At 48.9% G+C, this 21,522-nt stretch carries 17 protein-coding genes; 7 read left to right on the top strand and 10 right to left on the bottom strand.

Annotated elements, in window-relative coordinates:
- The first annotated feature begins 64 nt into the window (after positions 1-64).
- Positions 65-538, top strand: coding sequence for a Cys-tRNA(Pro) deacylase (gene ybaK / locus R8806_RS07075; RefSeq protein WP_027199809.1), 474 nt, complete (start codon positions 65-67; stop codon positions 536-538).
- 65 nt (positions 539-603) lie between these two features.
- Here ybaK and R8806_RS07070 read toward each other — a convergent pair whose 3' ends face one another.
- Both R8806_RS07070 and R8806_RS07065 read right to left on the bottom strand, forming a co-directional pair.
- Complete coding sequence (locus tag R8806_RS07070) at positions 604-2,319, bottom strand: sensor histidine kinase (protein WP_124316524.1); 1,716 nt, start codon at positions 2,317-2,319, stop codon at positions 604-606.
- A 50-nt stretch (positions 2,320-2,369) separates the two neighbouring features.
- A complete protein-coding gene (locus tag R8806_RS07065) occupies positions 2,370-3,494 on the bottom strand; it encodes a sensor protein KdpD (protein WP_124316523.1) in 1,125 nt (374 codons plus the stop codon).
- A gap of 214 nt (positions 3,495-3,708) precedes the next feature.
- Here R8806_RS07065 and R8806_RS07060 point away from each other — a divergent pair, with 214 nt between their 5' ends.
- The 4 genes from R8806_RS07060 to R8806_RS07045 all read left to right on the top strand — a co-directional run bounded on the left by R8806_RS07060 (position 3,709) and on the right by R8806_RS07045 (position 9,224).
- Positions 3,709-4,503 carry a metallophosphoesterase family protein gene (locus R8806_RS07060; protein ID WP_124316522.1) on the top strand — a complete coding sequence of 265 codons (795 nt, stop codon included), beginning with the start codon at positions 3,709-3,711 and terminating at the stop codon, positions 4,501-4,503.
- The gene (locus tag R8806_RS07055) at positions 4,484-5,143 is read left to right on the top strand and encodes a hypothetical protein (protein WP_124316521.1); all 660 of its coding nucleotides are present in this window, start codon (positions 4,484-4,486) and stop codon (positions 5,141-5,143) included. The genes R8806_RS07060 and R8806_RS07055 overlap by 20 nt, the downstream gene beginning before the upstream one ends.
- A gap of 43 nt (positions 5,144-5,186) precedes the next feature.
- Positions 5,187-6,566 carry an alpha/beta hydrolase family protein gene (locus R8806_RS07050; protein WP_124316520.1) on the top strand — a complete coding sequence of 460 codons (1,380 nt, stop codon included), beginning with the start codon at positions 5,187-5,189 and terminating at the stop codon, positions 6,564-6,566.
- Positions 6,567-6,998: 432 nt separating this feature from the next.
- The gene (locus tag R8806_RS07045; RefSeq protein ID WP_229782988.1) at positions 6,999-9,224 is read left to right on the top strand and encodes a patatin-like phospholipase family protein; all 2,226 of its coding nucleotides are present in this window, start codon (positions 6,999-7,001) and stop codon (positions 9,222-9,224) included.
- Between the two features lie 132 nt (positions 9,225-9,356).
- Here the strand turns inward: R8806_RS07045 and R8806_RS07040 are convergent, their stop codons facing one another.
- Positions 9,357-10,148 carry a hypothetical protein gene (locus R8806_RS07040; protein ID WP_124316519.1) on the bottom strand — a complete coding sequence of 264 codons (792 nt, stop codon included), beginning with the start codon at positions 10,146-10,148 and terminating at the stop codon, positions 9,357-9,359.
- A 386-nt stretch (positions 10,149-10,534) separates the two neighbouring features.
- On the opposite strand from R8806_RS07040, the gene R8806_RS07035 reads away from it, so the two are divergent.
- Positions 10,535-11,266: a hypothetical protein gene (locus R8806_RS07035; RefSeq protein WP_151412204.1), complete on the top strand. Its 732-nt coding sequence runs from the start codon at positions 10,535-10,537 to the stop codon at positions 11,264-11,266.
- A gap of 212 nt (positions 11,267-11,478) precedes the next feature.
- Entirely contained in the window at positions 11,479-12,834 is a 1,356-nt protein-coding gene (locus R8806_RS07030) for a DUF7477 domain-containing protein (protein ID WP_124318410.1), read from the top strand.
- A gap of 148 nt (positions 12,835-12,982) precedes the next feature.
- Here the strand turns inward: R8806_RS07030 and R8806_RS07025 are convergent, their stop codons facing one another.
- The 7 genes from R8806_RS07025 to R8806_RS06995 all read right to left on the bottom strand — a co-directional run bounded on the left by R8806_RS07025 (position 12,983) and on the right by R8806_RS06995 (position 21,514).
- A complete protein-coding gene (locus R8806_RS07025) occupies positions 12,983-13,981 on the bottom strand; it encodes an IS110 family RNA-guided transposase (RefSeq protein WP_124318433.1) in 999 nt (332 codons plus the stop codon).
- Between the two features lie 462 nt (positions 13,982-14,443).
- Positions 14,444-15,865 (bottom strand): NADH-quinone oxidoreductase subunit N, encoded by a 1,422-nt coding sequence (locus tag R8806_RS07020; protein WP_087422133.1) that lies wholly within the window; start codon positions 15,863-15,865, stop codon positions 14,444-14,446.
- 312 nt (positions 15,866-16,177) lie between these two features.
- On the bottom strand, positions 16,178-17,668 hold the full coding sequence (locus R8806_RS07015) for a complex I subunit 4 family protein (protein WP_124318217.1): 1,491 nt from the start codon (positions 17,666-17,668) through the stop codon (positions 16,178-16,180).
- Between the two features lie 178 nt (positions 17,669-17,846).
- The gene (nuoL, locus tag R8806_RS07010; RefSeq protein WP_124318304.1) at positions 17,847-19,751 is read right to left on the bottom strand and encodes an NADH-quinone oxidoreductase subunit L; all 1,905 of its coding nucleotides are present in this window, start codon (positions 19,749-19,751) and stop codon (positions 17,847-17,849) included.
- 191 nt (positions 19,752-19,942) lie between these two features.
- Positions 19,943-20,278 carry an NADH-quinone oxidoreductase subunit NuoK gene (nuoK, locus tag R8806_RS07005; RefSeq protein ID WP_151412216.1) on the bottom strand — a complete coding sequence of 112 codons (336 nt, stop codon included), beginning with the start codon at positions 20,276-20,278 and terminating at the stop codon, positions 19,943-19,945.
- Between the two features lie 147 nt (positions 20,279-20,425).
- Positions 20,426-20,938 carry an NADH-quinone oxidoreductase subunit J family protein gene (locus R8806_RS07000; RefSeq protein WP_027199796.1) on the bottom strand — a complete coding sequence of 171 codons (513 nt, stop codon included), beginning with the start codon at positions 20,936-20,938 and terminating at the stop codon, positions 20,426-20,428.
- Positions 20,939-21,034: 96 nt separating this feature from the next.
- A complete protein-coding gene (locus tag R8806_RS06995; protein ID WP_124317572.1) occupies positions 21,035-21,514 on the bottom strand; it encodes a 4Fe-4S dicluster domain-containing protein in 480 nt (159 codons plus the stop codon).
- Between the last annotated feature and the right edge of the window lie 8 nt (positions 21,515-21,522).

Genomic DNA, 21,522 nt, shown 5'->3' with positions numbered 1-21,522 from the left:
GGCAAAATTTAGGTAGAAAACGAGGGGAATTATTATTTTTGTATGGAAGTAAAATCGTGTAGATATGAAGGCCAAGATAAATAAGACGAATGCTGTTCGTTTGCTGGATAAAGCGAAGATTGACTACGAGTTAATTCCTTACGAGGTGGATGAAAATGATCTGGCCGCGGCTCACGTGGCGGCACAGTTGGGGGAGAATATCGAACAGGTGTTCAAAACGTTAGTACTGCATGGGGATCGGGGTGGTTACTTTGTTTGTGTTATTCCGGGTGATCATGAACTGGATTTGAAAGTGGCGGCTAAAGCGTCCGGGAACAAGAAAGCGGATTTGATCCCGATGAAGGAATTATTGCCTATTACCGGGTACATCCGGGGAGGTTGCTCGCCTATCGGGATGAAAAAAGAGTTCCCCACGTTTATTCACGAAAGTTGTTTAAAGTTCGAATACATTTATATCAGTGCGGGTGTTCGGGGATTACAAATCCGGCTAAACCCGAAAGATTTAATCACTTATACCCGGGCGACGTTGATAAGTTAAAAGTTAAAAAGTAAAAGCTAAAAGTTGAAGGAGAGCCAACTTTTAGCTTTTACTTTTTAGTTCTTTTATCGGACTGGAAATGCGATGGTGAATTTACTTCCTTTTCCGATCTCGCTTTCAACCCAGATTTTTCCATCATGAGCTTCCACGAAATCTTTAGAAATGGCTAGTCCTAGCCCGCTACCTTGTACTTTGGTCCCCGGAACCCGGAAATAGCGGTCGAATATACTTTGGTGGTATCTGGGGTCGATTCCTTTTCCGAAATCCTGCACGAATATTTGTATGGTCTGGTCCACTTCCTTGGCTCCCACGATGATCCGGGAGTTCTCTTTCGAATAATGGATGGCATTGGAGAGGAGATTCGTGATCACCCAAGCTATTTTTTCACTATCTACAAATAGTTTATGAATCTTTTCGGGGTATTCCACTTCGATATTACACCCGAAACGTTCGGCAAGTACCCGGGTGGCCGATACGGCATAGTTGATCAATTCGATCGGTTTCGAGATCTTCGGGCTTAAAATCAGCTTTCCGGTTTCCACTTGGGTCAATTTGAGTAGTTCCCCCGTGATGTTCAACAACCGGTCGCTATTTTCTTTTATGCTACTCGCGAGAGATTGTTGCTCGTCGTTCAAGCTGCCAATCCGTTGATCTTCCAGTAATTTCAAGCTCATCATGATAGCTGAAATCGGGGTTTTAAGCTCGTGCGAGATCGTGGAGATAAAAGTTGTTTTGGCCGAATCTAGTTCTTTGAATTCCGTGATATTCTTTAACAAGATCACGTTGCCAACCTGTTTTTCTCCCTCGGTTTCGGTCTCCGTTAATTTAATCGGTACGTAAACGGCTTGGAAAAAACTCTCCTTGTCGTCGGCGTATATCTTTAGCGGCTCGTGCTTTTCGTTTGGATGTACCAGTTCGCGAATAAGGCGGCGTAACAAGTCGTTCTTCAACGATAACTCGTCGGCAGATTGGTGAATCATCTGTTCCCGTTTGAGGTTTAACACGGTCAAAGCCTCGTTGTTCACGAAAAGAATTTGTCGGTCATGATTCAAACCGATAATCGGTTCATGAATACTGTTGACGATAGCCTCCAAGTATTTTTTGCTGGATAACAGGGTCGCCAGTGAACTTTGCTGGTACTCTTCTAGACGTTCGGCCATATCGTTGAAAGAAGTTGCCACTTCATTAAATTCCCGTGTAGAGTAGAAATGCAGGCGTTTACTGTAATTGCGGTGGGCAATCTCCACGATCCCGCGTGTCAACTCGCTGATCGGGCGGGTAATTTGCGAGGGGAACAACAGGAGCAAGGCGAGGGCAATCCCGACACTGCATATCCCGATAATAGAAATCCATAACGTGGCCTGCCGGGCCGTGTCCTCGGCAATCACGCTATTGCGTTGAATCGAGGCCATGTTCAGGCTCATGATCTGGTTCAGATCCAGCCGGAGTTGCCGGATGTTCTGTTCGCTAGGATTCTCGTCCAGCAATTTGAAATGGCGGGCCAAGCGGTCGGTGGCTTCCGACTCGTTGATTTCCGTGATATTCAGTCTCTGTTTTTCGAGGTTCTCCATGAATATATTCAACGCTTCCCGGTCCGTTTCAAGATTATCGAGGGCATAAAGCATACCTTTCGCGTAATCAAGCGAATTATAGTTATCGGACAGGATATTTTTCGTGTCGTCGGCCAGTTTATCAATGTAACTGATCGCCAGAACTCCGAGTAGCACGATGATCATGAAAAGGAGACCGATTCCCGATGTTAATTTCGTTTTTATTTTCATACCCCTAAACTTAATTCGATTTAATGATATTTTCAAGAATTCTTCCGTGTTTATGAACCGAGAATGATTAAATCTACATTTAATATAGCCAGATTATTCAATAACCTCTTGTATCGAAGGGCAGAACGCACGTACGAGAGCAACTGGATATTAGGTTTTCCCACGCAAACCGTGCTGATCTGCCTTTCCCTACAAACATTGATGATGGTTCCGATAATGTCGTCCGATTGTATTTGAAGTACCTCTCCGCCCAGTTCCGATGCCAGCTTGAAATGATTGATCAGGTAACGTTGCTTGGCCAGTGGGATGCGGTCAGCGCTTTCGTGGCGGGTTTGCACGTGGAGAACCACGAATTTGCTATTGTAATGGGTGGCTAGGCGTGCCACTTTCCGGATGAGTTTGCGCGGTGTTTTTTCCTGACTACTGATACAGGCTAAGAAGCGTTCATGGCGTAGGCCGATATTTTCCACCACCTCGTTTTCCACCTTTTTCTCCACCCGTAGGGCGACCTCTTTCAAGGCTAGTTCCCGGAGTTGAAGGATGTTTTCCGATTTGAAGAAGTTACGCAGGGCCAGTTCAATTTTATCCGGTTTGTAAATCTTTCCGGCTTTTAACCGGGAGATCAATTCTTCAGCGGTCAAGTCGATGTTCACCACCTCGTCGGCCTGTCCTAACACGCTATCGGGGACTCGTTCCTTTACCTCGATCCCGGAAATGTCCTGTACCTCCCCGTTCAGGCTTTCGATGTGCTGGATATTCACGGCCGTGATAACATTAATCCCCGCGTCCAGCAAGTCAAGCACGTCCTGCCAGCGTTTCTCGTTCACGCACCCCTCGATATTCGTGTGGGCCAGTTCATCGACAATCACCACTTCCGGGTGTATTTGTAAAATTGCCTGTAAATCCATCTCTTCGACTTCCTTGCCCTTGTAAAATAGTTTTTTGCGGGGAATGACGGGAAGGCCTTCCAGTTTGGCTGCCGTGTCAACACGACCGTGTGTTTCCACGTAACCTACTTGTACATCAACTCCCGCGGTAAGCAAATCATGTGCTTCCCGTAACATCCGATAAGTTTTTCCGACCCCGGCAATCATGCCGATATATATCTTTAAATGACCTCTCTTAGCCTTTCTGATAAGACTGAGGAAGTGTTCAACGTTCTGTTCCTTGTCCATAACGACCAACAAAATAGCAAAAAATATGCGAGATGAATATGGTTTGCTTTATTTGCCTGTTAATCAGTGTTTATCGAAATGATGGGTGATTCGATGAATGATAAAACCTTTTCATTTTGGTAGGGTATTTTTCCAAAATGGTAACCGTGTCGATTTCGTGTAAATAATCTTTGGTCTGTTTTTTGCATTATCGAAAGCATAAACTGGTATTGCAATGAAAAGAGTGATTTTATATGGAATAGTACTACTACTATGCGGGTGTGATTTAATCGAGTATCATCCGTACGATGTGCGTTTGCACGGGGAAACGGGTATAAACGCGAAGAATATAGCTCGTATAGAGGAGATTTGCGAGGGGAAGGACACCTTGCGGTTCGTGTTAATGGGAGATAGCCAGCGTTGGTATGACGAGACGGAAGATTTCGTGAAGGCGCTCAACAAGCGGGATGACGTGGACTTCGTGATCCACGGCGGGGATATATCCGATTTCGGCTTGACGAAGGAGTTCCTGTGGGTGCGGGATATTATGGGGAAGCTGAAAGTCCCTTACGTGGCCTTGCTGGGGAATCACGATATTCTCGGGAACGGGATGGATGTTTTCCTGAAGGTGTACGGGAAAGAGAATTTCTCTTTCAAGGCGGGGAATACTAAATTTGTTTGCATGAACACGAATGCCTTGGAATTCGACTACTCGCACCCGGTGCCAGACTTCACCTTCATGTACAATGAATTGCAGGACACGGTGGGATGTCCCCGGACGGTTCCGGTGATGCACGTGCAACCTTTCAACGTGGAGTTCAACAATAACGTGGCCCGTGGTTTTCATGCCTTGTTGCTGGAATTTCCGGGGGTGGAGTTCTGTTTGCACGCACACAGTCACACGCTACTTCATGAAGAGTTGTTCGAGGACGGGATTCCATATATCGGTTGTGCCGCGATGAAAGATAAGAATTATTTGTTATTCACCTTAACGCCGGGAGGGTACGAGTATGAAGTGGTCTATTATTAGAGTCGGCATCGTGACCCTGTTCATGGGACTGGTGACGAGCGTGTTGGGAATGACGGAAGATGATCGGCAGCAACGACGGGCGGAACGGCATCAGCGTAAATTACAACAATACAAGTCCGGGTGGAACCGTATGATCCCGAAGTACCAGAACGTGCAATATGCCGGTTCGATGGGATTGCTTTCCCTTGGCGTGGGTTGGGATTACGGGCGAAAGAAACAGTGGGAAACGGAGATCATGTTCGGCTTGATTCCTCGTTTTTCTTCCAACAAGGCGAAAGTGACGTTCACGTTGAAACAAAATTACGCGCCGTGGGAGGTTAGTCTCGGCGGCAAGTGGTGGTTGGAACCACTGGTGACGGGACTGTACATGAACACGGTGTTATCCGATGATTTCTGGGTGAAGGAACCGGAGAAATACCCGAATAACTATTATAAATTCTCGACCCGTGTACGCTTTCATATCTTTACCGGACAGCGAATTGCTTTCGATCTGGGGCCTCATTCCCCCTTTCGTCGAATCACGGCGTTTTACGAGTTGAGTACCTGTGATCTTTACGTCATCAGTAGCGCCACGAATAAATACGTGAGAACATGGGACATCCTGAGTCTCTCGTTTGGCGTGAAATTGCATATCTTGTAATTATTTCTCGTATATTTGTTGAATAATGTAAACAAGAAATAGCATGAAAAGAGTATTTGTATCCGTATTTTTTGTCCTCGTGGCGATGATCATGAATGCGCAGGATATTGCCGGACATTGGGGTGGAACTTTGAATATTCAGGGCGTGAAATTAAGGCTTGTTTTTCATGTTTCCCGCTCCGGGGATTCATGGACGACGAAGATGGATAGCCCTGATCAGGGGGCAAAGGGGATTCCCACGGGGAAAACGGAGTACGCGGATAGCGTGTTGACCATCACGGCACCGGCCCTTGGGATGAAATTCTCCGGGAAATGGCAGGGGGCCGATAGGATACAAGGAACTTTCATGCAAAGCGGGTTGACATTACCGTTGGAATTAACGCGAGTGGATGGAGAGGTGGCTCTTTCACGTCCACAAGAACCAAAACCTCCTTATCCATACCGGGTAGAGGAAGTGACCTTTGAAAACACGAAAGCGGGCCTGACCTTGGCGGGTACGCTGACTTTACCGGAAAAGGGCGATCATTACCCGGTTGTCGTGTTGATTTCCGGTAGCGGGCCGCAAAATAGGGATGAAGAGATGTTAGGGCATAAACCTTTTCTCGTGCTTGCCGATTATCTCACCCGGCAAGGGATCGGGGTGTTGCGCTTTGATGACCGGGGAGTGGGACAGTCAACCGGGAATTTCGAGACGGCAACCACGCTTGATTTCGCCGATGACGTGGAGGCAGCCGTCCGCTTTTTAAAGAATGACCGGAACGTGCGAAATATCGGGCTTATCGGGCATAGCGAGGGTGGGATGGTCGCTCCCCTCGTGGCCAGTCGTTCCGGGGACGTGTCTTTCATCGTTCTGTTGGCGGGTCCCGGGCTACGGGGTGACCATATATTACTGGAACAGCAAAAAGAGATGGGACGGGTGACGGGAGCGACTGCCGGGGAGTTGGATTACTTGGCTGCCGTGAATCGCCGATGTTTTGACATCGTGCTGTCGAGCGCGTCGAGCCGGGAGGCCGAACCGCTTTTGAAAGCGTACATGGATAGTTTAGCCCAAACGGGGAAATTGCCGGTAAACATGAAGGACGAGCGAGGTGCCGAACTTTGGCGTCGACAAGTGCTGTCCCCGTGGATGTATTTCTTCGTGAAATACGACCCTGTTCCCGTTTTGAGGGACGTGAAATGTCCGGTGCTGGCTTTGAACGGGAGTCGTGACCTGCAAGTTTTGCCAGAAAACTTGGGGATCATCAAGAAAGGTTTGGAGGCTGGGAGAAACCGGAGCGTGACCGTGAAGGAATTACCCGGGTTAAATCATCTTTTCCAGACTTGCGAATCAGGTTCACCCGCTTTATACGGCACGATAGAGGAAACTTTTTCGCCCGTGGCTTTGAAAGAGATCGGGGATTGGATCAAGGGGAAAGGATTTTAGATCCTATCGATTCAGTGATTTAGTGATTTCCGATTTAGTGATTTAATGATTTTAGATTAAGTGATTTAATGATTTTAGATTTTAGATTCCAGCCGCACGGGGCCGGCGCTTTAACTACCCCCTCCGGCTCCCCCTTACACAGTGGGAGAGACGGACGCGAGAAGGCACAACAATGTAACAATGCAGCCTGTCGGGGCTTTCCCTAAAAGTCATTTAATTTCAAAAAACTCCTCCGTCACTTCGTGCCACCTCCTCTATAAACAGAGGAGGAGCTGGTGACTCTTCTCGAAGACAGAGGGTATTTCAACTCTCCCTCTGTTTATAGAGGGAGTACCCCGAAGGGGGGAGGGAGTTTGAAAATGACTTTTGAACACCCCTTAGAGGGGGCATTCTAAATTCTAAACTCTAAATTCTAAATTAAAAATATATACCATGCAATACCCGCGACTTTCCCGATACCCGAAATTCCATGCCCCGGTGGCCCGACGCCTGTTTGTGATCGGCTTGTTGTTGCTGTTGATGCTCCCGAGTGTGGAGGCACAACGGAAAAAGGTAGGCGTCGTGTTAAGTGGAGGGGGAGCGAAGGGCGTGGCACACATCGGCGTGTTGCAAGTGCTGGAAAAAGCGGGAATCCCCGTGGATGTCATCGTGGGAACCAGCATGGGCTCCATCGTGGGTGGTCTGTATGCCATCGGTTATTCGGCTGATCAACTGGATAGCCTCGTGCGGGTGCAGGATTGGATGTTCCTTCTAAGTGATAAAGTGAACCGCTATGACCTGCCTTTCGGGGAGAAGGAACAGGATGGCAAGTACTTGCTTTCCGTCCCTTTTGACCGGGGGAAAAAGCGTCCGTCAGGTTTTATCAGCGGGCAGAACGTGTATAATCTCTTTTCCGATCTCACGATCGGTTATCATGATTCCCTTGATTTCCTGCAATTACCGATCCCGTTTGCCTGCGTGGCGGCGGATATGTTCCACCGGGAAGAGATCGTGATGAAGGGAGGGAATCTCGTGCAGGCGATGCGGGCGAGCATGGCTATCCCCGGCGTGTTTACCCCGGTGAGGACGGGTGACCGGGTACTGGTTGACGGGGGTATATTAAATAATTTCCCGACAGACGTGGCCCGTGAGTTGGGTGCGGAGATCGTGATCGGGGTTGACGTGCAGGCCGATTTGATGAAGGAGGACAAGCTGGAGTCTGTTTCCGGCGTGATCCCGCAGATCATCAACCTTCTTTGCATGAACAAGCACGAGGCGAACGTGAAGCTTGCCGATCTGGTGATTCGTCCCGATATGAAAGGATACACGGCCGCCAGTTTCAGCGCCCGCTCGATCGACTCGCTACTGGCCCGGGGAAAGGTGGCGGCACTGCAACAATGGTCCGAGATCACGCGGGTAAAAGAATTGATCGGGGAGTCCGGGAACGTGGACAACGAGATCCCGAAAGCCCGTCAACCGGAGAAAATAGCCATCCGGAATGTTATTATCCGGGGACTGTCCCCGCGGGAGGAAGGATGGGTTCGTCGGAAGATGCGGATAGAGGCGAATAGCGAGATCACCTTGAATGATATTCATCGTGAAATAGCGATTTTATACGGCACGAAAGCATTCGTGGCGGTGAATTACCGGTTGCTGGGGACAGCTCCCTACGATTTGGAGTTAAGCCTGAAATCCAATCCCATGAGTACGTTGAATATCGGTTTCCGGTTCGATTCGGAGGATATGGCGGCCATCTTGTTGAACACGACTTTAAACAACAGGAGCCTGCGGGGGTCACAACTGGCATTAACTGGGCGTTTGAGCAAGAATCCTTACGTGAAGCTGGAATATTCACTGGAAAATACCTTCTTGCGAGGGTTTAACCTCGCCTACATGTTCCGCTACAATAACGTGGATTATTACCGGAAAGGGAAGAAAACGAATAACGTGACTTATCGTTACCACGCGGGGGAACTGGGGCTGTCCAGCCTGTACCTGCGTAATTTTAAGTTCAAGGTGGGGTTACGCTACGAGTATTTTGATTACAATTCCTTGCTTTTCTCCAACGAGGACGAGGTGATGAGCGTTCGTCCCGAGGGCTTTTTCAGTTATTACGGGGTGGCGGAACTGGACACGTACGATCGTCGGTTCTACCCCTCCCGGGGCGTTTCCTTGGAGGCCGCTTACTCGTTGTACACGGATAACTTGGCGACGTATGACGGGGGATCGCCGTTTTCCGCCCTGTCGGTTCGTTTCTGCCCGGTTGTTTCCCTTTCCGACCGTTTGAAATTACTACCTTCCGCGTTCGGGCGGGTGTTAATCGGGCATGATCCTGCCTATTCTTACTTTAATAATCTCGGGGGAACGGAGTTCGGACGTTACAACACGCAACAGATGCCTTTCGTGGGAATTAACCACGTGGAGGTATTCGAGAATGCCGTGATCGTGGGGAAATTGGAGTTCCGCCAACGCATGGGGCGAAAGCACTATCTTTCCGTTATCGGGAACTATGCCCTGCAAGATGATAACTTCTTTGACCTCTTCGGTCGTAAGGGTATATGGGGCGGGGGAATCGGTTATTCCCGGGACTCTATGCTGGGACCGATTGATCTGGTCTTTACTTTCTCCGACTGGTCGGAAAAGTTAGGGTGTTACTTTAATCTGGGATTTTATTTTTGAGGGGGTAGTTGGAAAGTTAAAAGCTAAAAGATAAAAACTAAAAGTTGAAAATCAAGAAGCGTCGCCCCGTGTGGCTGGAATTTAAAATTTAAAATCTAAAATTAACGGCAGCGTGAGCTGCCGTTATAAACCTCACGCTCCTAAGGTCATGTGAACCGAGTTAGAGGTAATTTTCCCGTCAGCGGTTATGGCGAGACTGTAGACGTGGATGTTCTCGGGCTTGACGAAAGAGGGGACGACGATGGTGGTCACGCCGTTTTCACCCCTGTCGCGTAGTTGCTGGACAAGAGCGAAATGGTCTTCGGGACTGTAGATGACACCGTAAATGCGGTCGTCCGCCCAGCAGTAGGCGCCCTCGTAAACGGCGGATTCCTGCGTGAAGGTGATGCTATACATCTCGCCCTCCTCGGCGGCCACGGCGGGAGTCTCCGCGTTGGCGAGGGACGCGAAGAGGGAACGGAGCCTCGTTTTCTCGGCGATGATCTGCTCGCGGCTCAAGTTGGCCTTGCTGACGGTCACGGAAGGAATGAGCAACGGGCCGGCGGCGAAAAGGACTTTCGTCCAGTCGATCTCGCTGGTATACTCCTCGTTGGCTTTTTTCTTCGGGTCGACGGGAGAGTCCGGGTGAATCTTCGTGGTGGTCAGCACGCCTTCGCGTTTCTTGTTAACGCTCGTGAAACGGTTGGCCCACTTGACACCGTTCGTGTCACGGGGAAAGGTCACATGGAGTACCGGGTTCAGGTACCGAACCTCGGCATTAAGGGCCGAGAAGCCCGACGCGTTGATTTTTTGCTCCTCGTTCAGGGGCGCTTGCTTGCTGTTCTTGGCGCGGCAGCCGACCTCGCCGTTGCCTAGATTGGAGAATACCTCGTTAGCGACTTTCCCGCTCTTCTGGTAAAAGTTGGTTGATTTTATTCGTGCCATACTTTCGAGTATTAGATAAGTATTTCAAAACGCCTTTCCCCACGCTTCGAGGAAAGCACATGGTAAAGGTATGACCCTTTTTCGACTTGAACAAGAAAAAACAAATTTATTTTTAAGAAAAATTAACTTACTTTATATGTTTCATGTCTCATTCCCGTTTGGTAACTGGCGACAAGCGTGCAAAACGTTAGCTATCTTCGTGATAAGTTAACTGTACCTTCTGCAAGTTACCGGTAAGTTACCGGTAAGTCACCGCTAAGTTACCGGAGTGGTCCCGGTGACTTGACATTCACGATTTGGTAATTTCCCAAAAAAAGTGTAAACTTGACGTTAAGGTGTGTTTAAGCATTATTGGAGATTTATCGAATCATTTAAGAGGAGGCATCATGAGCAAGAAAAAGAAGGGGAAAAAGAAAACTGCGTCGCCGGTCAAACAACTGGCGACTACCCGTTCCGGCGGCACCACCACGTATTACCGTAAAGGCCGAGAATGTCATTGTGCCAGCAAGCGCCCCGCCGGATCGACAGAGGAACGCGATCGTCGCCGCGCCAAGCGATCGGAGAGACAACGACTGTTGACGAGCGTTTTCGCATTCGTTGACCGGCTCGTGAGAACCCTCTCGCGGAAACTTGCGGGCGTCAACTCGTGGATCCCCTTCGTCAAGGATACCCGCATGTCCGCCCCCAACCTGTGCCACAAGGTGAACGCCATGGCCTGCGACGAGCATGGCGTGGTGAACTTCCGGTCTTTCGTTTTCAGCGTTGGCTGGCTCGCCGTGCCGCTCTACACCCGCCTCCGCCGCAATGCGTGGACCTTCACCCTTGAATGGCGCCCCCACGGCATCCTCGACGAGACGAGGGACGATGACACGCTCGCCGTGGGCTACTTCTACGACTGCCTGCCCGACGCACCACGCGTGCTTCACCTTCCCGCGGTGACCCGTGCCGCCGGGACGGCCACTTTCACGCTACCCGATCCCGAGGGCCCCGGCAGGGAACCTCTCTCCCCGGATACGGTCGTGCATATTTATCCTTATCTCGCCAGCCCGGATACGGACGAGTACACCCGTTCCGTCTACCTGCGCGTTCCGCCCGGTGCTGATGACACCCTGAGGTAGAATGTAGAATTTAGAATTTAGAGTTTAGCCGCGGGGGAAAAGTTTAGAATTTAGAGTTCAACTTTTAGTTTTTATCTTTTATTTTTCGCTCCAAGATACCCTTCTACAGCCCGAATGATAAAAATAAAATTCACGAATTTCAACACTATGGAATAATTTTTCATAACTTTACATCATAGAATCCACGTGAAATACTATTAAACGTCATTGTCATGAATATTACCAAAAGCAAGCGGATTTCGTTCCAGAAACGAAACATTCGCGAAGTGAAGTTTCTTCTATCAATCATGCTACTAATGTACTGCGGTACCGCGCGATCCCAAGACAACCTGATATTACTAATGGAAAAGCAAACCGGGTTATCGTCACAAACATGGTTTTATTGCGGTTTCGGGAAGGAACTCGACACGAAATTAATTGAAAAACACTGGAACGAAGGACGACGTATCACGTCCGCGGCTTATACCACCTACGGGTGGTTCGTCACAATGGCCAAAAACTCGGGATTAACATGGCAATCTTATCATTATAATAGCGACTGGCCTATCGAATGGCTCGCCGAACATCGCAAGAACAACCGTTATATCACGTCTATCAGCGGGAGTGCCGGTAAATGGTTTATCGTTGTATCAGGAGGTACCGGGTACACGGACCAGATAACTAATTGCGGGGACTGGGATTGCGTGAATCAATGGATACAAAAATCCTGGAAGGAAGATTTTCGCGTCACGAACGTTACCCGGTATCGTTCTGGCTGGTACGTCATCATGAGCAAGAATTCCGGTATAGACGGGCAGACGTATTGTTTCGTCACGGAACCGGAATTGAAAAGTAAAGTAGAAAAGCTACGGGCAGAAGGGTATTATCTTCAAATAATAGAATTTGCTGATGGACAATACTTTATAATAAGTTGTACTTACAAGAACGGGAAAAAACCCATGCAAACCTATCATATTTCACCAAACAATCCCGGGGCTTGTATTTTGGAAGAAAGGGACAAAGAAAGAAATATCGCCTACATCGGGGGTGGGTTTAACTCTTCTACGCGAAACACGGGTTCCAACCAGCAACTAGCTAGTAACAATAACCTGAAAAACAACGGGAAATACACGGAACATGAAATCCCGTACATGGGGGGAACCATGAAAATACGTGTTTACCCCGACGGATCCGGAAGTGCGGTAACCGAAATGCCATGTCACCTGTGTAATCATAGCGGGCGATGCCCCGTTTGCAACGGCTCCGGGCAATACTGGCATGCTTATTTGAAAACGTGGAACCCCTGTCCAAGCTGCATGGGTTCCAAAAAATGTAAATACTGTCAAGGGAAAGGGCAACAAACCACGTGTAAATACTTCGCCCCGGGAGAAGCCGAGGCATACCTAGAGGCTAAAAGGGCTGAAAAAGACGACAATACCGGAAACAATCAAGATCGAAACAGCAATCCCCGGTATCGCGACGAGATCAGCTGGACGCCCAATTGCACTGGAAAACCTTACGCTGACGAGTGGTGCGCGAAATGTCAAAGATGGATGCAACCACACAAACACATTCGTAAACGCTTTTAATAATTCAGAACGGGAAAAGTTTAAAATTTAGAGCCTACTAATTTTAGATTTCCACCCACAAGGCCAACGCTTTTTTCTAACTTTTAACTTTTAACTTTCCAACTACCCCCTCTAGCTCCCCCTTATTCTTATGGTTTAAACAAGTAAATCAAGTAAAATTTATGGAATAAATATCATTTTTTCTAATGACGGCAAAAACACGAGCGACCAGCTTGGCCCTGATGGCATTGATGACGGTCATCTTGTTTTTGCCTTCTTCCACCTTTCTCTTGTAATACACTTTCAATTCACTCTTCTTTTTCCTTGTTATAGACAAGGCAGCCATGTGTAGTAACGTTTTTACCTGCTTGTTTGCCCTGCGCGAGACCCTGTTACGGGAGCGCACGCTACTGCCGGAGGTGTACTGGAAAGGGGCGATTCCCGCGTGACAGGCAAACTTTCTCGAGTCGGTGAACCTTGTGAACGCCGCGGTCTCGACGATAAAACACAAGGCGGTTTCCCTTCCAATGCCCTCCACCGAGGTTATTATTTTCATTTGACGTTTTAAAACATCACAAGAATCGATGATTCCCGTTATTTCTCGCTCCACGACATCGATCATCTTCTCTAGTTCCTTGATCACGTGTTTCAACCGGTTTGCCTTCGCCTTGTAAACGGTACTCTCCATGAAATTTTTCTGGTCCGAAAGTTGCCCCTTGTACTTGCTCAAGTCCGAACGGTAAAGAGAGCGTTCCTGTCTCAGTTGCTTGACCCGTTCCAGTTCCGGGGTAAGCTCGTGATACAACATGGCCTTGTCATTGAATCGAGAAGCGTACAACGCTATCCGCCGGGCGTCTACACGGTCGTTCTTGCCACGATGAACTCCCGACGAGTACTTCAACTGGGCGGGATTTTCCAGCCACAAACGACAACCTAGATCCCGGCAAGCCAACGTCAAGGGGTAAGTGTAATTTCCCGTGTGCTCGGCACAAACAAGGCAACTGCAAAGATCCAAGCCCCGCTTTTCCGCCATGTCGACAAGGAAACGGTGGATCGCGGACGGGTTATTATCTATAACGTCCTCTTGCAAAACTTCTTTACCTTGAAGAACGCAAATGTCAAGTTTATTTTTACTCACGTCGATGCCTATAAAACAATTATTTTCCATACTTTTGTGTTTAACAAGTCTAGAGAGAAAGGATTTTGAACCTGTCCCAAGTACCTTAACAATTCAAGTTAATTTCTTATACGGGCCTGGGTTCAAGAAAGGGAAAGGAGTCCAAATAAGGGGACGAGCATGAAAGCTCACCACAGGGGTTGGTTCACTCCATTCCCGCCTTTCTTTCAATACTTTGGTTTATCCTCCAAGTTTAAGCATTTATTATTATTGTTAGCCAAGTGTTCGTCTATTTATTTCGTGTACAAATCTAAGGTAGCCAAGTGTTCGTCTATTTATTTCGTGTACAAATCTAAGGTACACAGGGGGAGAATGTGCTACATTGTTACATTGTGGCGCTTTCTCGCGTCCGTCTCTCCCCCTGTGCAAGGGGGAGTCGGTGGGGGTAGTTGGAAAGTTAAAAGTTAAAAGCTAAAAACTAAAAGTTAAACTCTAAATTCTAAACTCTAAATTCTACATTCCGAAACTGTACATCCCGATGTTCTCGTACACGACGCTAAGGATTCCCGCGAGCAGGATTCCGGCGCTGCATACAACGAGACTTATACGTGAATAATTGTCAGAGTTGAATCTGGCGATCGGTTGCTCGTTCTTGTTGATAAACATGGCCTTTACCACTCTCAGGTAATAGTAGAGAGAGATAATGGTGTTCAACAGGGCGATGAAAACCAGCACGTAATATCCTTGTTGTGCCGCGGCGGCAAATATGAAGAACTTGCTGAAGAACCCGGCAAATGGCGGGATTCCTGCCAGCGAGAACAAGGCGATCATCATCACGAAGCTCAAGCGTGGATTCGTGGAGTACAACCCGTTGTAATCATCAATCGTGATCTTGCCGGAGCGATGTTCCACGACAGCGATAACCCCGAAGGCGGCTAGGTTGGATAGCATGTACACCAGCACGTAATACACCAGTCCGGTCATACCCATGGCCGTCCCGCTGATCACTCCCAGCATGATGTACCCGGCTTGAGAGATGGAGGAATAGGCGAAGAATCGTTTCAGGTTCTGTTGCCGTATGGCGAAGATGTTGGCCAGCGTGATAGAGGCTATAATTACCCAGTAAAGGATGGCCTGCCATTCCTGAACGAGCGGGGCAAACACTTTATAGAGAATGACCATCAGCACGAATGCCGCGGAGCCTTTCGAGATCACCGACAAGTAGGCGGTGACGCTGGTCGGCGCACCCTCGTACACGTCCGGGGTCCACTGGTGGAAAGGAACGAGTGATAACTTGAATCCCAGTCCCACGAAAAAGAACACGAAAGCCATCATCTGGAGCGGGCTACTGTTTAACCCGGCGGGGATGTCCTCGAAATACAGCGTTCCCGTGGTCCCGTAAATTAACGAGATCCCGTACAACGATAAGCCGGACGCGAACACGGCGGTAAGGATGTATTTGGCACCCGCCTCGGCCGATTGTTGCTTGTATTTGTCAAAAGCGGCAAGTGTTGCCATCGGTATGGATGCCGTTTCTAGCCCGATAAAGAACATCAGGAAGTTCCCGGCCGAAATCATGAAGTACATACCTAGCAGCGTGGCCAGCGTGATCATGTAGAATTCTCCCCGGCGGATAATCGTGCGCTCGCTGGAAAGCCAGTTATTGGCTTGCATGAACACGAGCAGCGTCCCGATGCTCAGGATGGATTTCATGACCCCACCCATTGCCGTGCTGTGATACATCCCCCCGAAAGCCGTCACGTCCGGGGCGGGCCAGATATTCAGCAGGATATGAATACCCACGAGAATACAAGCTATCGGTTGAAAATACCTCAGGCTTTTCGGGGTGCCGAATATGTCGTAAATTAAGAGTATAACGATCACCGCTACCAGTGATATTTCCTCCTTCATTAATAAGAAATTAGCGTAACCCATTTTTATTTTAGATTTTAGATTTTAAATTTTAAATTCCAGCCGCACGAGGCTGACGCTTTTTGATTTCCTAGTTTTAGCTTTAATCGCAAGATCGTATTCCAGCTCCTCCTCTGTTCATAGAGGAGGTGGCTGCGAAGCAGACGGAGGAGTTCGTTGCCATGTAAACGCTTTATTTACAAGAACTCCCTCCCCCCTCCGGGGTACTCCCTCTATAAACAGAGGGAGAGTTGGAATACTCACCGTCTTCGGGAAACCTTTCATTTTTATCTTTCTACTTTTAGTTTTTATCTTTTAACTTTTATCTTCCCGTGTTCATTGTAGGGCAGCAAGCACGGAGCCGAGCGATGCCCGGATCATGTCGGAGAGCCATAGAGGTGCCAGACCGATTCCGGCGATGGCAACAATCAGTATGATCGTGGAAAAACGTTCATACCAGTTGGCATCGGTGAGGGCATAGTGATGCTCGTTGACCACGCTCCCGTAGAGTAGTTTCCCGACCACTCGCAGGATGTACACGGCCGTGATCACGATGGACGTGCAAGCGATGATCGTGAATACCCGGTGGAAAGTGTCCGTTTCTTGGAACGCTCCCACGAACACGGTCATTTCTGCCACGAACCCGCTTAATCCCGGAAGACCGAGGGAGGCGAGACCGGCAATCACGTAACACACGCCGAGGTAAGGCATGATCTTCATTAAACCACCCATTTCCCGGATGTCACGAGTATGCGTGCGACCGTAGATCATTCCGATCAGGGCGAAGAACAAGGCTGTCATCAGACCGTGGGAAAGCATCTGCATCACGGCTCCCGTCATGGCCGTCTGGTTCAACATCAGGATGGCAAACAATACCAGCCCGCAGTGACTCACGGACGAGTAAGCGTTGATGTATTTCAAGTCCGTTTGCACGATGGCCGAGTAAGCCCCGTAGACGACGCTGATACCCGTGAGGATGATGAATATCCATGAAAGCTCTTTAGCGGCCTCCGGCATCAGGTAGATGGCTACCCGGAAACACCCGTAACCACCCAGTTTCATCAATACCCCGGCATGGAGCATGGAGACTGCCGTGGGGGCAGAGGCGTGACCGTCGGGTGACCATGTATGGAACGGGAATAATGCTCCAAGGACCCCGAACCCGATGAATACCAACGGGAAGAACCAGCGCTGCAGGCTTTCGGGCATGGCGTGGGCCTGCGCTATTTCCTGCAAGTTCATCGTGAATGCTCCCGTCGTCGAGGAGTGGAAGTAGATGCCAAGAATCCCCACGAGCAGCAGGGCAGAGCCTCCCATCAGCATCAACGTCAGTTTCATGGCAGCGTATTCCTTTTTCCCGCTACCCCAGACGCCGATCAGCAGGTACATGGGGATGAGGGCCACCTCGTAAAACATGAACATGGTGAAGAGGTCCACGGAGATAAAGAACCCGAATACCCCGATGGCCAGCAGGTTAAACCACAAGAAATACTCTTTTTGCAGGAAGTCCATTTTCCATGACGCGAATGTACCCGTGAAGACGATGACGGCAGAAAGCAGCAACATGGCTACCGAGATCCCGTCAACTCCCACGGAATAATGTATGTTCAAGGGAGCGTACCAAACCGTGTCGGCGGTAAACAGCATTTCAGCCGTGTTACCGGCTCCCCGTTCTCCTAAATATGCAAATACCAACCCGACGGCTAGGGCCAGCAACAGGGAAGCTCCCGTGGCCACCGCTACACGAATTTGTTGCAGGTTCTTTGAAAGAAATAACCCGCCCATCGTGAGTATTGGTATCAGAACGAATAATGATAAAAAGTTCATATCTATTTTAATTTATTAGTCTATAAAGTTCATAAGGTTCATAAAGTTCATAAGGTTCGTGGACCCCTGCGGGGCGCTTTGTCCACGGCAGCAGGAGCTGCCGATAAACACTGTCCGAAGGACACCCGTGACCTTATGGACCTTATAAACTTTATGAACGTTATAAACTCTTCCATTTTTACATTATTAATAAAACCAAGACCAGTATTAATAGCGAGCCGAACAGGATCACGTAAGCGTATTGCTGTATTTGTCCGGATTGTAATCCCCGGATAGAGTAAGACAATCGTTGCGTGACGTTTGCCAGACTGTTCAGCGATCCGTCGATCACGTGGCGGTCGAACCAAGCGATGGGGCGGGATACGCAGTTGAAGATGATACGTTTCGTGATGAAGAGGTACAACTCGTCCATGTAGAACCGTCGGTAAGCGGCACGATGCAACCCGCTGAACGTGGTGGCCAGACGATCCGGTACGGGGTTCGATCCTTTGTAGAACCACGTGGCAAGAGCGATGGAAGCCACGGCAACAACGATGCTGGTGCCGGCTACTGTCCAGTCTAGGTGGATGATATATTCCATCCCGTTGCTACTGACAAACTTCCCGAAAGGAATGAACCCGGCGAAAAGTGTTACCACGGCAAGGAATACGAGGGGAAGAGTCATGCTCTTCGGGGCCTCGTGCGGGGTGTGTTCATGCGCGCTTTCTTTACCCCAGAAGATGTTATAATAGAGGCGGAACATGTAGAATGCCGTCAGGGCCGCGATGAAGCTCATCACGACACCGAGTACCGGGCTGAACATGAACGTGGCGGCCAGTATTTCGTCTTTACTGAAGAACCCGGAGAACGGGGGGATACCTGAAATAGCGAGACAAGCCACGAGGAACGTGATGTGCGTCACGGGCAGGTATTTACGAAGACCACCCATGTGGCTCATCTCGTTGCTGTGAACGGCATGGATAATGGCTCCTGCGCCGAGGAATAACAAGGCTTTAAACATGGCGTGCGTGAACAGGTGGAACATGGATGCCATGTAGCCCAAGCCTTCGTGGCCTTCCATCCCGGAGACACCGAGCGCCACCATCATGAAACCGATCTGCGAGATCGTGGAAAAGGCCAGCACTCGCTTGATGTCCGTCTGCACGCAGGCAACTACCGCCGCGTAGAGGGAAGTGACCGCTCCTACGACCGCGATCAGCACGAGTACCTCGGGGGCCTCGAAGTAATACACGGGGAACAAGCGAGCCACGAGGTAAACCCCGGCAACCACCATCGTGGCCGCGTGGATCAGTGCCGACACGGGGGTGGGACCTTCCATTGCGTCCGGTAACCAGATATGTAACGGGAACATGGCCGACTTCCCGGCACCTCCCATGAAAATCAAGGCCATGGCCCAGCTCATCACGGAACATCCCATGAAGGTCGTCCCGGCAGCCCCGGCAAAGAGTGACGAGTCGCCTGAAGTTAACAGGTCGAAAGAGAATGTTTTCGTGTAGAACGAGAGCAACAGGATGCCGATCAAGAAACCGAGGTCGGCGAACCGGGTGACGATAAACGCTTTCTTGGATGCGGCGACAGCCTCCGGTTTCGTGTAGTAGAAACCGATCAACAGGTAGGAAGAAACACCCACCAGCTCCCAGAAAATGTACATCTGGAAGATGTTCGTGGCTACCACGAGACCCAGCATCGAGAAACTGAAGAGGGAAAGGAAGGCGTAGTAACGTTGGAAACCTTTTTCCCCGTGCATGTATCCCAAACTGTAAACGTGTACCATCAATGATACGGTCGTGATTACTACCAGCATCATGACGGAAATCGGGTCTAGCAAGATACCCAGATCAATATGCAGGTATTGCGTGAAACGCAGCCATTCGAAGTTGAACGGGATGACCGGGAGGCGTACGCCTTCTACCCGGGGCATCGAGAAATATTGCCATGCCGTCATGTAGGCTAGCAAGGCACATATCGCCAAAGATAACGTTCCTATGCTCCCGGCCGTGGTGGGTTTCAATTTCGTACCCAACAAGCCTAGCGCTAGAAATGTCAGCAATGGTAGAATCAATATTAAAACTGTGTATTCCATGTATTGATTTCTTGATTTTAGATTTTAGATTTTAGATTCCAGCCGCACGGTGCGGACGCTTCCAACTACCCCCTCCGACTCCCCCTTACACAGGGGGAGAACACGCGGCACTGTTATATCGTGGCGCCTTCTCGCGTTCGTCTCTCCCCCTGTGCAAGGGGGAGTCGGAGGGGGTAGTTGGTTTTTCATTTTCAATTCTCAATTTTCAATTGTCCATTCCTTTGCTCTTCTTCTTTCAGCTCGTTCAAGTTTTTCACCTGTATATTGCGGATGTTCCGGTATATATTGATGATGATGGCTATGGCAACGGCTGTTTCGCAAGCGGAAACCCCGATGGCGAACAGGGTGAAGAAAAAGCCTTCCATCTGTTCGGGGAAGAGATAACGGTTGAACACGGCAAAGTTGATGTCCACTGAATTCAGGATCAACTCGATTGAGATCAACACGGCAAGCAGGTTCCTCCGGGTGATGAACCCGTAAATTCCCGCGAAAAGCATGATCGTGCTGATCACCAAGTAATATTCCATGTGTAGTTCCATATACTTATTTTAGATTTATGATTTTATCGATTAAGTGATTTAGTGATTTCCGATTAAGTGATTTTAATCACTCAATCATCGAATCGGCAATCACGGAATCTTTTTCATTCTAAACTCTACATTTTAAACTTTTCTTTATCTTTTTCTCGCTATCATGATTCCACCGATGATGCAGGTCAATAGCAGGACACTGATTACCTCGAAGGGGAGTAGGTACTGGTATTTCTCCGTGCCCATCAAGGCGGTTCCGATGACTTTCTGGTTGATCTCCCCACCCACGAAGCGAGAGGGACCGAACGAGTGCATTAACGTGATGTAAACACATATTGCCGCCCCGGCGAGAGCCGTGATTAGCCCGGCAAACATCTTGCTGTTCTTCAACCTGCTCACCTTGCTTTTGTCTGCCGTGGTGAGCAATATCGAGAACACGTACAGGATAATGATACCCCCGGCGTAAATCGTTAATTGCACCGCCCCTAGGAATGAGTATTCCAACTGGAAATATATTCCGGCAGTGGCAAAAAGCACGAATAGCAGGTAGGTCGCCGATCTCAAGATTCGGTTGGTCGTCACGGTCAGGATCGAGCAGACAACGATAACCGTTGCCAGGATGAAAAAGACCGTTTCTTGTAATTCTGCTGTACTCATTATATTAATTTTAAATTTTAGATTTTAAATTTTAAATTCCCAACTACCCCCTCTAACTCCCCCTGTGTAAGGGGGAGCCGGTGGGGGTAGTCCTTTTCAATTTTCAATTTTCAATTGTCCATTTTCAATTGACTCGTCGTGCAGGTACTTCACCAGCTTGCTGCGCGTGTAGACGGCGTGTTCGAACGTGGGTTTGAACTCGATGGCTTGTTGAGGGCACATTTTCACGCAGAGCTGGCAGAACATACAGCTACCTAAATCGTACCGGTATTTTATCAACACCTTTTTCTTCTTGCCGGTTTCATCCGTGACAAATTCGGACGTGATCTTGATGGTCCCGTTCGGGCAGTTCATCTCGCAGATGCCGCAAGCGATACATTTGTGGTGATTGTTCTCGTCGTGAGGCATCACCAGTTCACCCCGGAAACGGTCAAACATTTTCAACGTGGCCCGGTTTTCCGGGTATTGCTCCGTCGTTTTCTTGGTGAAAAATTCCCGTAGCGTGACTTTCATCCCGGTCAGCAAAGAGAAAAGACCCTTGAAAAACGAGGTAATATATTTTATAATACTCTTCATAACTTCGT

Source organism: Butyricimonas faecihominis, assembly GCF_033096445.1.
Lineage (GTDB): Bacteria > Bacteroidota > Bacteroidia > Bacteroidales > Marinifilaceae > Butyricimonas > Butyricimonas faecihominis.
Note: the sequence above shows the minus strand (reverse complement) of the source record. Positions and strands in the feature narration are given on the sequence as shown.

Bases quoted from the DNA above. Each gene is read 5' to 3' on its own strand.
- R8806_RS07015 (WP_124318217.1), bottom strand. From the start codon at position 17,668: ATGAACTTTTTATCATTATTCGTTCTGATACCAATACTCACGATGGGC.
- nuoK (WP_151412216.1), bottom strand. From the start codon at position 20,278: ATGGAATATTACTTGGTGATCAGCACGATCATGCTTTTCGCGGGAATT.
- R8806_RS07050 (WP_124316520.1), top strand. From the start codon at position 5,187: ATGAAAAGAGTATTTGTATCCGTATTTTTTGTCCTCGTGGCGATGATC.
- nuoL (WP_124318304.1), bottom strand. From the start codon at position 19,751: ATGGAATACACAGTTTTAATATTGATTCTACCATTGCTGACATTTCTA.
- ybaK (WP_027199809.1), top strand. From the start codon at position 65: ATGAAGGCCAAGATAAATAAGACGAATGCTGTTCGTTTGCTGGATAAA.
- R8806_RS07000 (WP_027199796.1), bottom strand. From the start codon at position 20,938: ATGAGTACAGCAGAATTACAAGAAACGGTCTTTTTCATCCTGGCAACG.
- R8806_RS07020 (WP_087422133.1), bottom strand. From the start codon at position 15,865: ATGGGTTACGCTAATTTCTTATTAATGAAGGAGGAAATATCACTGGTA.
- R8806_RS07035 (WP_151412204.1), top strand. From the start codon at position 10,535: ATGAGCAAGAAAAAGAAGGGGAAAAAGAAAACTGCGTCGCCGGTCAAA.
- R8806_RS07065 (WP_124316523.1), bottom strand. From the start codon at position 3,494: ATGGACAAGGAACAGAACGTTGAACACTTCCTCAGTCTTATCAGAAAG.
- R8806_RS07025 (WP_124318433.1), bottom strand. From the start codon at position 13,981: ATGGAAAATAATTGTTTTATAGGCATCGACGTGAGTAAAAATAAACTT.
- R8806_RS07070 (WP_124316524.1), bottom strand. From the start codon at position 2,319: ATGAAAATAAAAACGAAATTAACATCGGGAATCGGTCTCCTTTTCATG.
- R8806_RS06995 (WP_124317572.1), bottom strand. From the start codon at position 21,514: ATGAAGAGTATTATAAAATATATTACCTCGTTTTTCAAGGGTCTTTTC.
- R8806_RS07040 (WP_124316519.1), bottom strand. From the start codon at position 10,148: ATGGCACGAATAAAATCAACCAACTTTTACCAGAAGAGCGGGAAAGTC.
- R8806_RS07060 (WP_124316522.1), top strand. From the start codon at position 3,709: ATGAAAAGAGTGATTTTATATGGAATAGTACTACTACTATGCGGGTGT.
- R8806_RS07045 (WP_229782988.1), top strand. From the start codon at position 6,999: ATGCAATACCCGCGACTTTCCCGATACCCGAAATTCCATGCCCCGGTG.
- R8806_RS07055 (WP_124316521.1), top strand. From the start codon at position 4,484: ATGAAGTGGTCTATTATTAGAGTCGGCATCGTGACCCTGTTCATGGGA.
- R8806_RS07030 (WP_124318410.1), top strand. From the start codon at position 11,479: ATGAATATTACCAAAAGCAAGCGGATTTCGTTCCAGAAACGAAACATT.